General features: G+C 73.6%; 10 protein-coding genes. 9 read left to right on the top strand and 1 reads right to left on the bottom strand.

Features of this window, described 5'->3' with window-relative positions:
- The 7 genes from ACFSJS_RS27655 to ACFSJS_RS27625 form a co-directional block, all read left to right on the top strand.
- The coding region (locus ACFSJS_RS27655) for an SUKH-4 family immunity protein (protein ID WP_380905202.1) at positions 1-1,216 on the top strand (1,216 nt) is incomplete at its 5' end.
- A gap of 307 nt (positions 1,217-1,523) precedes the next feature.
- The gene (locus tag ACFSJS_RS27650) at positions 1,524-2,528 is read left to right on the top strand and encodes a coiled-coil domain-containing protein (RefSeq protein WP_380905200.1); all 1,005 of its coding nucleotides are present in this window, start codon (positions 1,524-1,526) and stop codon (positions 2,526-2,528) included.
- A gap of 185 nt (positions 2,529-2,713) precedes the next feature.
- Positions 2,714-4,180, top strand: coding sequence for a bifunctional UDP-N-acetylglucosamine diphosphorylase/glucosamine-1-phosphate N-acetyltransferase GlmU (gene glmU, locus ACFSJS_RS27645; protein WP_380905198.1), 1,467 nt, complete (start codon positions 2,714-2,716; stop codon positions 4,178-4,180).
- A gap of 91 nt (positions 4,181-4,271) precedes the next feature.
- Entirely contained in the window at positions 4,272-5,249 is a 978-nt protein-coding gene (locus ACFSJS_RS27640) for a ribose-phosphate diphosphokinase (RefSeq protein ID WP_380905196.1), read from the top strand.
- Between the two features lie 224 nt (positions 5,250-5,473).
- Positions 5,474-6,058 (top strand): 50S ribosomal protein L25/general stress protein Ctc, encoded by a 585-nt coding sequence (locus ACFSJS_RS27635; protein WP_380905194.1) that lies wholly within the window; start codon positions 5,474-5,476, stop codon positions 6,056-6,058.
- A 184-nt stretch (positions 6,059-6,242) separates the two neighbouring features.
- Entirely contained in the window at positions 6,243-6,833 is a 591-nt protein-coding gene (pth, locus tag ACFSJS_RS27630; RefSeq protein ID WP_380905192.1) for an aminoacyl-tRNA hydrolase, read from the top strand.
- 446 nt (positions 6,834-7,279) lie between these two features.
- Positions 7,280-8,185, top strand: a complete 906-nt coding sequence (locus ACFSJS_RS27625) for an LPXTG cell wall anchor domain-containing protein (RefSeq protein ID WP_380905190.1) — start codon at positions 7,280-7,282, stop codon at positions 8,183-8,185.
- 106 nt (positions 8,186-8,291) lie between these two features.
- Here the strand turns inward: ACFSJS_RS27625 and ppc are convergent, their stop codons facing one another.
- Positions 8,292-11,123 carry a phosphoenolpyruvate carboxylase gene (ppc, locus tag ACFSJS_RS27620; RefSeq protein ID WP_380905188.1) on the bottom strand — a complete coding sequence of 944 codons (2,832 nt, stop codon included), beginning with the start codon at positions 11,121-11,123 and terminating at the stop codon, positions 8,292-8,294.
- Positions 11,124-11,350: 227 nt separating this feature from the next.
- On the opposite strand from ppc, the gene ACFSJS_RS27615 reads away from it, so the two are divergent.
- Together ACFSJS_RS27615 and ACFSJS_RS27610 are read left to right on the top strand one after the other, a co-directional pair.
- Positions 11,351-12,355, top strand: coding sequence for an acyl-CoA desaturase (locus ACFSJS_RS27615; RefSeq protein ID WP_380905186.1), 1,005 nt, complete (start codon positions 11,351-11,353; stop codon positions 12,353-12,355).
- Positions 12,356-12,362: 7 nt separating this feature from the next.
- Positions 12,363-13,031: a TetR family transcriptional regulator gene (locus ACFSJS_RS27610; RefSeq protein WP_380905184.1), complete on the top strand. Its 669-nt coding sequence runs from the start codon at positions 12,363-12,365 to the stop codon at positions 13,029-13,031.
- The last annotated feature ends 39 nt before the right edge of the window (positions 13,032-13,070 follow it).

Here is a 13,070-nt window from a genome sequence, read left to right as displayed (position 1 = left end):
ACCGGGCGCCCCCGCCGCGCACGGCGCCGCCGGCACCCCCGCTGCCCCCGCCGCGCCCGCCGCGCCCGGCACTCCCGGCACTCCCGGCACTCCCGGCGGCGGAGTGCACCACGCCGCGACGGTGCTGGCCGGACCGGACACCCCGCCCCCGCCCCCGCCTCCGGTTCCCGGCGCCCCCGGCGCCGCGCCCGGCGGGCCGGGGTACGGCTACCCCGGCCCGCCGGGCGGGCTGCCGATGGTGGGCCCGGGGTACATGGCCGTGCTGCGCTACCGGGCCCAGGACGGCTCGGAGCAGCAGCTGATCCGGCGCTCGGCGCCGGGCCTGCCGCACCCGGAGTGGCAGATCCTGCACGAGCTGCGGGCGATGAACGTCCCGCCGCACCAGGTGCTGGAGCTGCACACGGAGCTGGAGTGCTGCGACGCGCCGGGCGGCTACTGCGCGCGGATGGTGCGGGAGAGCTGGCCGCAGGTGCGGATCAGCCACACCGCCCCGTACGGGCGCGACGTGGCCTCGCGCCAGCAGGGGGTGCGCCACCTGATCGAGCACCAGGGCGAGCTGCACCAGGTGGCGGACGGTCCGGCGCGCCCGGCCCCGGTGCGGGCCCCGCTGCCGCCGCCGCACCAGATCCGGCCGGCCCCGCCGGTGCCGCCGCAGGGACTGGCGCAGGAGTTGGCGGAGGCGTTCGGTCCGCAGGGGGTGTTCCGCTTCGACCAGCGGGCGGTCTCCCGCCAGGGCGTGCCGGACGTGGTCGGGCAGACGCTGGTGTGGGCGGGCCTGCCGCTGGAGTTCGGCCCGTTCTTCTGGGCGCAGGCGCAGCCGGGACGGCCGGTGCCGACGCTGGCGGAGCTGGCGCAGGAGCGGGGGGTCCGCCCGGGACCGGACGCGGCGTCGTACCTGGTGATGGGGAACGACTACGGGCGTCAGCTGTGCGTGCAGTACGGCACGGCGCACATCGTGGCGGTGCCCCTGGAGGGCGATCCGGGCGGGCGGCCGGCGGTACCGCAGTTCGTGAACAGCGGCCTGCCGGAGTTCGTGCGGTGCATGGCCCTGCTGGGGCGGATGTGGCGGCTGCGGTTCGGGCTGACGCCGGAGCAGGCGGGCCGCTGGACGGTGGACTTCCAGGGGATGCTGGCCTGTCTGGACCCGGCCGCGCTGGCCGGCCCGGAGAACTGGTGGTCGGTGCTGCTCGAGCAGATGTGGGACGGCCTGCTGTAGCCGGCCGTCCCGTCGTCCGCGGTGCCCGGTCCCCGCTCGGCGGGGCCGGGCACCGCGGTCTGCGCACACCGCGGTCTGCGCACATCGCGGTCCGCGCGCGCCGCGGGCGCGGGCCCCGGCACGGCTCCGGGCGCTCCGCGCGGATGAGGGAGTGGTGGCGGGGGGAGTGTCTCTCGGGGGGGGCGCGCGTCAGGTGCCACGCGCCTCCGCCATCGTTCGTACGGTTTGTGTCGTTTACGGCCTGTCGCGCCTCATGGCGCATGCTGGGTGGGATGTCCGCCGGATCGCGTGGAGGTAAGCGTTCACCATGTCTGTGTCACATTCGCCGCACGGCTTCGCCGTCGTCCGGGGCCGCGGTTACCGGCCCGAGCAGGTGGACCGCGTCACCGACGGGTTGCACCGGGAACTGGAGGAGGCACAGGAGCGCCTGATCCGCCTGGGGGTGCTGGTCGGCGAGCTGGAGGGGGAGGCGGACCGGCTGCGGTCGGCGGTGGCCGCGCTGCCCCCGCCGTCCTTCGAGGCGCTGGGCGAGCGGGCCGGCCGGCTGCTGGCGGAGGTGGAGGCCGAAGCCGGTGAGCTGCGGGCCCGCGCCGAGGCGGAGGCCGGCGAGGCGCGGGAGCGCGCCGAGGCGGAGGCCAGGGCCCGGCGGGAGGCCGCGCACGGCGAGGCGGTGCGGCTGCGTGCCGACGCCGACGCCGAGGCGGAGGCGGTGCTGGCCGGGGCGCGCGAGGAGGCCGCGGAGGTGCGGGGCGCCGCGCGCGAGGAGGCCGGACGGCTGCGCGAGGAGGCCGAGCGGGAGCTGCGGGAGACGGCCGAGCGGTGCGACGCGCTGCTGCTGTCCCAGGAGCGGAAGCACGCCGAGGACACCGAGGCGCTGGACCGCGCGCTGGAGGCGCGCGAGGCGGCGGTGGCGGCCCGGGTGGCGGACCTGACCGGGCGGGGCGAGGCCCTGCTGGAGCGGGCCCGGCGGAGCCAGGCCGAGGCCGAGACCGAGGCGCGGCGGCTGCAGGAGGAGGCCGACGCGCAGGCGGCGGAGCTGCTGGCGCACGCGCAGCTGCGGCAGCAGCGGATCGAGCGGGACACGGAGCGGATCGTGCGCGCCCACGAGCAGCGCGCGGAGGCGGTGCGGCGGCACATGGCGCACGTGCGGGCCAGTCTGGCGACGCTCACCGGACGCGGCGCGGACGAGGGCGACGACTCCGGCGCGGGTGCCGGCTCCGCGGAGCCGGGGCGTCCGGCGGCGCCGGAGGGCGGGGTGCTCCCCGGGCAGGCGACGGGCCAGGTCCCGGGCCAGGGGGCACCGGCGGAATGACCGGCTCCCCCCGGTATCCTGCCCAGGACACCGCACCCTCCCCCGCGGTCCCGTCGCGGTCGTCCCGTGAACCGGCGGTGTCCGCCGGTGATGCTTGAGGTGTACGCGGGATGGGCGCCGGGTCCGCCCGGTGCCGTCTCCGCCGTCCGTTCCACCGTTCCGTCCCGAAGCCGAAGGGCACACCCGTGAGCGCCAACCGCCCGGCAGCCGTCGTCGTTCTCGCAGCGGGTGAGGGCACCCGCATGAAGTCCGCCCGGCCCAAGGTCCTGCACGACCTGTGCGGCCGGTCGCTCGTCGGCCACGTGGTCGCGGCCTCCCGCGAGCTGGACCCGCAGGAGCTGGTCGTGGTCGTGGGCCACGGCCGCGAGCAGGTCACCGAACACCTGTCCGCGGTGGACCCCAAGGCGCGCACGGCGGTGCAGGCCGAGCAGCGGGGCACCGGGCACGCGGTGCGCACCGCGCTCCGGGCGCTGGCCGACGACGGCGTGGAGCCGTCCGGGACGGTGGTGGTGACCTGCGGCGACACCCCGCTGCTGACCGGGGGGACGCTGGGCCGGCTGGCCGCCCTCCACGAAACCGAGGGCAACGCGGTGACGGTGCTGTCGGCCGAGGTGCCGGACGCCACCGGGTACGGCCGGATCGTGCGGGCCGGCGACGGGTCGGTGACGGCGATCGTGGAGCACAAGGACGCCACCGGGGAGCAGCGCGCGATCCGCGAGATCAACTCGGGCGTCTTCGCGTTCGACGGCCGGCTGCTGGCCGACGCCCTGGGCAGGCTGGACACCGACAACAGCCAGGGCGAGGAGTACCTGACCGACGTGCTGGGCATCCTGCGCGCGGACGGGCACCGGGTGGGCGCCTGCGCGGCGGCCGACCACCGGGAGATCGTCGGCATCAACAACCGGATCCAGCTCGCCGAGGCGCGCAGGCTGCTGAACGAGCGGCTGCTGGAGCGGGCGATGCTGGCCGGGGTGACGGTGGTGGATCCGGCCACGACGTGGCTGGACGTGACGGTGACGTACGAGCGGGACGCGGTGGTGCACCCGGGCACCCAGCTGCTGGGCGGCACGCACCTGGGCGAGGGCTGCGAGGTCGGGCCGAACTGCCGGCTGTCCGACACCCGGGTGGGCGCCGGCGCGGTGGTCTCCAACGCGGTCACCGACTCCGCCGAGATCGGCCCGGGCGCGTCGGTGGGCCCGTACGCGTACCTGCGGCCCGGGACGCGGCTGGGTGCGAAGTCGAAGGCCGGCACGTACGTGGAGATGAAGAACGCCGAGGTGGGCGAGGGCACGAAGGTGCCGCACCTGTCGTACGTGGGCGACGCCACGATCGGCGAGTACAGCAACATCGGCGCCGCCAGCGTGTTCGTGAACTACGACGGCGTGAACAAGCACCACACGACGATCGGCTCGCACTGCCGGACCGGTTCGGACAACATGTTTGTGGCTCCTGTCACGGTCGGGGACGGCGCCTACACCGCCGCCGGGTCGGTGATCACCAAGGACGTGCCCCCCGGTTCGCTGGCCGTCGCGCGCGGCCAGCAGCGCAACATCCCTGGCTGGGTGGCCAGAAAGCGCCCCGGGAGCGCCGCTGCCCGGGCGGCCCAGGCCGCCTCCGAACGGGACGGTGGCGCCCCGGCTGCCGAGGGATGACCTGGTGGAACGGAGCCGGGCAGGGCGTACGGTGTGAAGCGCACACCCCTGGTGCGCCCCGACGAAACGATGCTGGCAAGGAGATTGTGTTGTGACCGGGATCAAGACGACCGGCCAGAAGAAAATGATGTTCTTCTCCGGCCGCGCCCACCCCAGGCTGGCGGAGGAGGTCGCGGGGCATCTCGGTGTCAGCGTGGTCCCGACGAAGGCGTTCGATTTCGCCAACGGTGAGATCTACGTGCGCTTCCAGGAGTCGGCCCGCGGCGCCGACTGCTTCCTGATGCAGAGCCACACCGCTCCGATCAACAAGTGGATCATGGAGCAGCTGATCATGGTGGACGCGCTCAAGCGGGCCTCGGCCCGGAGCATCACCGTGATCGTGCCGTTCTACGGGTACGCGCGGCAGGACAAGAAGCACCGCGGCCGCGAGCCGATCTCCGCGCGGCTGGTCGCCGACCTGCTGCGCACGGCGGGTGCGGACCGGATCCTGACGGTGGACCTGCACACCGACCAGATCCAGGGCTTCTTCGACGGCCCGGTCGACCACCTGTTCGCCCTCCCGGTGCTGACCGACTACGTGGGCCGCAAGGTGGACCGCAGCAAGCTGACGGTGGTCTCGCCGGACGCGGGCCGGGTGCGGGTCGCCGACCGCTGGTGCGACCGGCTGGGCGCGCCGCTGGCGATCGTGCACAAGCGCCGCGACCCGGACGTGGCCAACCAGGTCACCGTCCACGAGGTCGTCGGTGACGTGCGGGGCCGGGTGTGCGTGCTGGTGGACGACATGGTCGACACCGGCGGCACGATCTGCGCGGCGGCGGACGCCCTGTTCGCCAACGGCGCCGAGGACGTGATCGTGGCGGCCACGCACGGCGTGCTGTCCGGCCCGGCCGCGGACCGGCTGAAGAACTCGAAGGTGAGCGAGTTCATCTTCACCAACACCCTGCCGACGCCGAGCGAGGTGGACGTCGACAAGATCACGGTGCTGTCGATGGCGCCGACGATCGCCCGCGCGGTGCGCGAGGTGTTCGAGGACGGCTCGGTGACCAGCCTCTTCGACGAGCAGGCATAGCAGCGCTCGTGCGGGGCGCCGCGCCGGACGGTTCCGGTGCGGCGCCCCGGACGCGTTCCGGACCGGCGCGCCGGAGGCGGTAGACTCGTGGAGTTGCTCGGCGAGGGAGCCGTGCCGGTGCCGGCACGGTGTCCGTAATCGACGCGCTCTTCGCAGCAGGTCAGTCGTGGCCGAGTAGCTCTGGCAACCGCCACAGAACCGACATGAAAGACGAGGAGTGCGTCATGGCTGACGTCAAGATCTCCGCCGAGATCCGCAAGGAGTTCGGCAAGGGTGCTTCCCGCCGTCTGCGCCGCGAGGACAAGGTGCCCGCGGTCGTCTACGGCCACGGCGGCGACCCGGTCCACGTGGCCCTTCCCGGCTACGACCTGATGATGGCCCTGAAGAACTCGAACGTGCTGATCACGCTCGACATCGAGGGCCGCCAGGAGCTGGTGATCCCCAAGGCCGTGCAGCGCGAGGCCATCCGCGGCTTCCTGATCCACGTGGACCTGCTGGTCGTCAAGCGGGGCGAGCAGGTCACCGTCGAGATCCCGGTCCACACCGAGGGCGAGCTGGCCCCGGGCCAGTTCCTGCTGGAGCACGTGCTGAACACGCTGTCCGTCGAGGCCGAGGCCACCCACATCCCGGAGTCGGTGACCGTCTCCATCGACGGCCTGGCCGCGGGCGACTCCGTCCTGGCCAAGGACATCCCGCTGCCCAAGGGCTCCTCGCTGGCCATCGACGAGGACACCGTCGTCCTCAACGTGCTGGCCGCGCAGGCCGCCGAGCCCACCGCGGGCGAGGAGGGCGAGTCCGCCGGGGAGTGACCCGGGCGGGCACCTCGCCACCCCACCACCGGTCCGCCTCCGGTCTCCGGCCGCCGCCCCGCCCTCCGGCGCGGGGCGGCGGTCTTCCGGGCCCGCCGCCGTGCGGGCCCGCACCCGGTCCCGCCCCCCACCGGCCCGATCCGGCCGCCGCACGCCGCGGCCGCCCCCCTAGGAGAGGACGACGATGAGCGACGCCGACGCCCCCTGGCTGGTGGTGGGCCTGGGCAACCCCGGTCCGGAGTACGCGGCGAACCGGCACAACGTGGGCTTCATGGTCGCCGACCTGCTCGCGGAGCGGATCGGGGGGAGGTTCAGGACGCACCGGGCGCGCGCCCAGGTGCTGGAGGGCCGGCTGGGGGCACCGGGAGCGGGCAGCCGCCGCGTGGTGCTGGCCAAGCCGATGTCGTACATGAACCTCTCGGGCGGCCCCGTCACCGCACTGCGCGACTTCTACAAGGTGCCGGTCGACCGCCTGGTGGTCGTCCACGACGAGCTGGACATCGACTACGGGACGCTGCGCCTGAAGAAGGGTGGCGGCGACAACGGCCACAACGGCCTGAAGTCCCTCACCAAGGCGCTGGGCCCGGACTACCACCGGGTGCGGTTCGGCATCGGCCGTCCGCCGGGGCGGATGCCGGTGGCCGACTTCGTCCTGAAGGACTTCTCCTCCGCCGAGCGCAGGGAACTGGACTACTTCGTGGACCGGGCCGCCGACGCCGTGGAGTGCCTGCTGACCGACGGCCTGGAGCGGGCGCAGGGCACCTACAACTCCTGACGGCGCGCGGGGATCCCGTCCGGGAGGCCTTCCGGGAGGTCGGTCCTCCGCTCCCGGCGCTCCAGGACCGCCGCCCTGCCCCCCGCCTCCCCGGCGCCGCGGTCGTGCGCGCTCCTACCGGCCCGGCGTGCCGGGCCGGTAGGAGCGCGCACGGTCTGCCGCTGCCTGCGGGGGGCCGCCCCGACGGGCATGGTCGCCGCGGCCGCCGCGGACCGCGACGGCCCGTCAGGGACCGGACCGAGCTGCGAGTTCCGCGCATACGGCGGTTCAATCCCGCCGGACCCGGTTTTAACCCGATCGTTATCGTCCCGCTTTCCGGGGCGAGTGCGGCGTAAGCGGACGGACGGGACGGATCTCGCTTGACCGGACCGGTGGGGCGGTGGAGGCTACCGCCACCCACCCCTCACACGTCCCTGATGTCCCCCGCCACCGAAGGTGGTAGTCCCATGCGCACCCTTACCCCGACGCGTGCTGCGGCGGTGGCCGCGGCGGCCGCCCTGCTGCTGGCCCCGGCCGCCCCCGCGTTCGCGACCGACACCCACTCGCCCGAGCTGCGCCAGCCGCTGCCCCGCACGGCCACCGAGAACGACGGCGCGGCCCCGCAGGAGAGCAACTGCCCCACCGTCCCGGCCGACAAGGACGGCTGGCACTTCGTCCTGCCGGGCAACAAGGCCGTCTTCGTCAAGCTGACGGTCACGTTCGAGCCCGGCGGCACCCAGACGATCACCGACTTCGGTCCTCCGTCCGACAAGCACGCCTACGTGGCGTCCGAGCCCGGGGCGAAGCTCGTCGCCATCGACGCCGAGGTGAAGGGCTCGCTCCCCGGGGACAAGTTCAACCTGTCCCACACCTGCCCCGCCTCGGAGACCGACGGTGGCGCCACCGGCGGCTCGACCGGCGACACCACCACCGGCGGCTCGACCACCGAGGGCGGCACCTCGGGCGAGACCACCGGCGGCTCGACCGGTGACACCACCGAGGGCACCACCTCGGGTGAGACCACCGGCGGCTCGACCACCGAGGGCGGCACCACCACCGGCGGCTCGACCACCGAGGGCACCACCGGCGACACCACCGAGGGCACCACCTCGGGCGAGACCACCGGCGGCTCGACCACCGAGGGCGGCACCACCACCGGCGGCTCGACCACCGAGGGCACCACCGGCGGCTCGACCGGCGACACCACCGAGGGCACCACCGGCGAGGCCCCGGGCGAGCAGCCCGACGGCGACGGCAACCTGGCCGAGACCGGTTCCTCGGCTCCGGTCGCCGCGCTGGCCGCGGCGGCCGCGGCCCTGCTGGGCGCGGGCGCGTACCTGACGATGCGGCGCCGCAAGGCGGCCCAGGGCTGACCGGACGGCACCGCGCGGCCCCACCGGGGACGAACACCAGGGGCCCCTCTCCCGACCGGGAGAGGGGCCCCTGGGCGTGTGGGCGCGCCGGGTGCCGCCGAGCGCGTCAGCCGGTGTTGCGCAGACCCGCCGCGACACCGTTGACGGTCAGCAGCAGAGCGCGGTTCAGCTGCGGGTCGGGCTCCTCGCCGCGCTGCACCGCCTCCCGCTGCCGGGCCAGCAGCGTCACCTGGAGGTAGGAGATCGGGTCCAGGTAGGCGTCGCGGATGGCGAAGGTCTGCTTGAGCACCGGGTTGGCGTCCAGCAGCTCCTTCTCACCGGTGATGCGCAGCACCTCGCGCACCGTCAGCTCGTGCTCGGCCTCGATGGTGGCGAAGATGTGCCGCAGCTCGGCGGGCACCAGCGTCTCCACGTAGTGGCGGGCGATCCGCAGGTCCGTCTTGGCCAGCGTCATCTCGACGTTGGACAGGAAGTTGCGGAAGAAGTGCCAGCGCCCGTACGCCTCGTCCAGCACGCCGTCCAGGCCGGCCTCGCGGGCGGCCCGGAGCCCGGAACCGACGCCGAACCAGCCGGGCACGATCTGCCGCGACTGCGTCCAGCCGAACACCCACGGGATCGCCCGCAGGCCGTCCAGGCCCGCGCCGGAGTCGGGACGGCGCGAGGGGCGGGAGCCCAGGTGGAGTTCGGCGAGCTGGTCCACGGGCGTGGAGGCGAAGAAGTACGCGGGCAGGTCCGGGTCGTCCACCAGCCTCCGGTAGGCGGCGTGGGCGGCGTCGGAGACCACGTCCATCGCGGCGTCCCAGCGCGCCAGCGCCTCGTCGGACTGGCGCGGCGCGGTGTGCAGGGCGGACGCCTGGAGGGTGGCGGCGACGGTCTGCTCCAGGTTCTCCCTCGCCAGCGACGGGATGAGGTACTTGTCGGAGATGACCTCGCCCTGCTCGGTGACCTTGATCTCGCCCTCCAGGGTGCCCCAGGGCTGGGCGAGGATCGCGTCGTGGGTGGGGCCGCCGCCGCGGCCGACGGTGCCGCCCCGGCCGTGGAAGAGCCGCAGCCGCACCCCGTGCCGGTGGGCCACGTCGCGCAGCCGCCGCTGGGCCCGGTGGATCTCCCACTGGGAGGTGGTGATGCCGCCGAACTTGGAGGAGTCGGAGTAGCCGAGCATGACCTCCTGGATGTCGCCCCGCAGGGCGACCAGCCGCCGGTAGGAGGGGTCGGACAGCATCTGGTCGAGCAGCTCGTCGGCGATGCGCAGCTCGTCGGTGGTCTCCAGCAGCGGCACGATGCCGATGCGGGCCCAGCCGGCGTGCAGGTCGATCAGTCCGGCCTCGCGGGCGAGGACGGCGACGGCGAACACGTCGTCGGCGCCCTGGCACATGGAGATGATGTAGGACTCGATGACCTCGGGGCCGAAGGTGTCCAGCGCCCTGCGGACCGTCTCGAAGACGCCGAGGGTCTTGGCCCCGGCGGCGTCCAGCGGCGCGGGGGTGGGAGCCAGCGGGCGGCGCGAGCGCAGCTCCTTGGCCAGCAGCCGCCGCCGGTAGTCGCGCGGCATGTCGGCGTACCGCCAGGACTCCTCGCCGAGCCGGTCGAAGAGCTGCCCGAGGGCGTGGTGGTGGGCGTCGGCGTGCTCGCGCACGTCCATGGTGGCCAGCTGGAGCCCGAAGGCGGCCAGGGTGCGCAGGACGCGCTCGAGGTGGCCGTCGGCGACCAGCGAGCCGCGGTGCTCGCGCAGCGAGGTCTGGACGACGGCCAGGTCCTCCAGCAGCTCTCCGGTGCCCAGGTAGTCGCGGCCGGGCACGTGCGGGGCGCCCTCGGCCAGCCGCTCGCGGGTGTTGATCAGCTTCTGCCGGATGCAGGTGATCTTGAGCCGGTAGGGCTCCTCGGCGTTGAGCCGCTTGTAGCGCGGGCTGATCTCCGGCAGGAGTTCCAGGTCGCGCCGGAGGGAGTCCTGCAGCTCCTCGGTGGCGCCGCTGACCCGGATGGAGTTGGACAGGGCGGCGCGCAGCTCGTCGATGTGCTCCAGCGCGTCGGTGATGCCGTGCTCGTGCTGGAGCAGCAGCACCTCCCAGGTCACGTCGGGGGTGACGTTGGGGTTGCCGTCGCGGTCGCCGCCGATCCAGGTGCCGAAGGTCAGCGGGCGGGTGGCGGGCGGCAGCGGGGCGCCGGCGCGCTCCAGCTCGGCGGCGAGGTCCTCCAGGACGTCGCCGACCGCGCCGCGGTGCAGCTCGTCGAGGTAGTAGATGGCGTTGCGCGCCTCGTCGGCCGGCTCGGGGCGGACCACGCGCAGTTCGTCGGTCTGCCAGATCAGGTCGATGTTCTCGGCGAGCCGCAGGTCGGTGCGGCGGCGTTCGTTGGGGTCGGTGTTCTCCAGCAGCTCCGCGACCTTGCGGAGCTTGGTGAGCACCGAGCGGCGGGCGGCCTCCGTCGGGTGTGCGGTGAACACCGGGCGGACGCCCAGGTTCGCGGCCGTCGCCCGCAGGTGCTCGGGGTCGGCCTCCTTGAGCATGTCCGCCGTCCGGGCGAGGTTGCCGCCCTCGGCGGCCCGGCGGGCACGCAGTTCGCGGCCGCGGTGCACCTGCTCGGTGACGTTGGCCAGGTGGAAGTAGATGGAGAAGGCGCGGACCAGCTTGGTCGCCGTGGCGAGGTCGGTGCGGCTGAGCAGCGCGGCGGCGGCGTCGCCGTCCGTCCTGGTCAGGGCGCGGACGCGCTCGACGAGTTCCAGCAGTTCGGCGCCCTCTTGGCGGACCAGGGTCTCGCCCAGGAGGTCGCCCAGCCGGCGGATGTCGGCCCGCAGGGCACTGCTGGTTTCGGAAGTGGTTGTGGGATCGCTGGATTCCCGGGCGTTCTCCGGGGTACCCGGAACGCCCGGCGTGGGGACCTCCCCACCCGGTACGGGGCTGGTACCACCGGAGGTCGAGGAGGTGTCGGCACTGCTCACAGGTGCGGCTCCTTGCGGCGATGCTTCTGGCAGGTCACGGACCGCGTTGTCCGACGGCCACCAGGATATGCCGGTGGCGGGGCGCGTGGATCATCCCGTCCATCATGCGGCCCCCCTTGTCCCCTTCTGCGCGACTGCCATACTTACGAGGCCGTAGGTTACGGCACCGTAGGTACCGTGGCAGGTATCGCCGTCCCCCGTCCCCAAGCGTCACGCGAGAGACATCTATGACCATCAGTCCGGACGTACTACGCACATCGTCCAACGGCCAGGGCGACTCCCCCGCGCCCTCCGGCCAGACCCCGCTCCCCTCGGGCACGCTCAGCGGGGAGCAGCGCCGTTCCGTCGAGCAGATCACCCTGCTGCTGTTCATCACCGTCCCCTTCATCGCCCTGGTGGCCGCGGTCCCGCTCGCCTGGGGCTGGGGGGTGAGCTGGCTGGACCTCGGGCTCCTGGTCGGCATGTACTTCCTGGGCTGCCACGGCATCACCATCGGCTTCCACCGCTACTTCACGCACGGTTCGTTCAAGGCGAAGAAGCCGCTGCGGGTCGCCCTGGCGATCGCCGGGTCGATGGCGGTGGAGGGCCCGCTCGTGCGGTGGGTCGCCGACCACCGCAAGCACCACAAGTTCTCCGACGCCGAGGGAGACCCCCACTCCCCCTGGCGCTACGGCGAGACCGTCCCCGCCCTGCTCAAGGGCCTGTGGTGGGCGCACATCGGCTGGATGTTCGACGAGGAGCGGACGCCGCAGCACAAGTACGCCCCGGATCTGATCAAGGACCCGGTCATCCGGCGCATCTCCCGCCAGTTCGTGCTGTGGACGGCCGTCTCGCTGCTCATCCCGCCGGTGGTCGGCGGGCTGGTGACGATGTCCTGGCAGGGCGCGCTGACGGCCTTCTTCTGGGGGTCCCTGGTCCGGGTGGCGCTGCTGCACCACGTCACCTGGTCGATCAACTCCATCTGCCACGCCGTGGGCAAGCGGCCCTTCAAGTCGCGCGACCGCTCGGGCAACGTGTGGTGGCTGGCGGTGCTCTCCTGCGGCGAGTCCTGGCACAACCTGCACCACGCCGACCCCACCTGCGCCCGGCACGGGGTGCTGAAGGGGCAGATCGACTCCAGCGCCCGGCTGATCCGCTGGTTCGAGAAGGCCGGCTGGGCGTACGACGTGCGCTGGCCGTCGGACAGGCGGATCAACTCCCGTCGCCAGGAGGAGCCCGCTCAGGCGGCATGATGGAGGAGTGGCGACCGACGACAGCAGTACCAAGGGCAGGAAAGCGGGCTCGACCCGGCGGGGGCGCCGCCGCATGACGGGGAAGGAGCGACGCGAGCAACTGCTGGACATCGGTCGCACGCTCTTCGCCGAACGCGGCTTCGAGGGCACCTCGGTGGAGGAGATCGCGGCCAAGGCCGGGGTCTCCAAGCCGGTGGTGTACGAGCACTTCGGCGGCAAGGAGGGGCTGTACGCGGTCGTGGTCGACCGGGAGATGCGCCGGCTGCTGGACATGGTGACGGGCGCCCTGACCGGCGGCCACCCGCGTGAGCTGCTGGAGCAGGCCGCCTTCGCCCTGCTGGACTACATCGAGTACTACACCGACGGCTTCCGCATCCTGGTGCGGGACTCCCCCGTCGCCCAGTCCACGGGCACCTTCGCCTCGCTGATCAGCGACATCGCCACCCAGGTGGAGGACATCCTGGGCCTGGAGTTCGAGGCGCGCGGCTTCGACCCGAAGCTGGCCCCGCTGTACGCCCAGGCGCTGGTCGGCATGGTGGCCCTGACCGGGCAGTGGTGGCTCGACGCCCGCAAGCCGAACAAGTCCGAGGTCGCCGCCCATCTGGTGAACCTGGCCTGGCACGGGCTGGACGGGCTGGAGCAGAAGCCCCGCCTGATAGGTCACCGGCGCAGCTGACCCCCGTCCCCGCGGAAGCGGTGGCGGCGCGGGGCGCCG

It is taken from the genome of Streptomyces desertarenae (assembly GCF_042681365.1).
In the GTDB taxonomy this organism is placed as follows: Bacteria; Actinomycetota; Actinomycetes; order Streptomycetales; family Streptomycetaceae; genus Streptomyces; species Streptomyces desertarenae.
The sequence above is the reverse complement of the archived record's forward strand: the minus strand, read 5'-3'. Positions and strand labels throughout refer to the sequence as shown.

Bases quoted from the DNA above. Each gene is read 5' to 3' on its own strand.
- ACFSJS_RS27650 (WP_380905200.1), top strand. From the start codon at position 1,524: ATGTCTGTGTCACATTCGCCGCACGGCTTCGCCGTCGTCCGGGGCCGC.
- ACFSJS_RS27635 (WP_380905194.1), top strand. From the start codon at position 5,474: ATGGCTGACGTCAAGATCTCCGCCGAGATCCGCAAGGAGTTCGGCAAG.
- pth (WP_380905192.1), top strand. From the start codon at position 6,243: ATGAGCGACGCCGACGCCCCCTGGCTGGTGGTGGGCCTGGGCAACCCC.
- ACFSJS_RS27625 (WP_380905190.1), top strand. From the start codon at position 7,280: ATGCGCACCCTTACCCCGACGCGTGCTGCGGCGGTGGCCGCGGCGGCC.
- ACFSJS_RS27615 (WP_380905186.1), top strand. From the start codon at position 11,351: ATGACCATCAGTCCGGACGTACTACGCACATCGTCCAACGGCCAGGGC.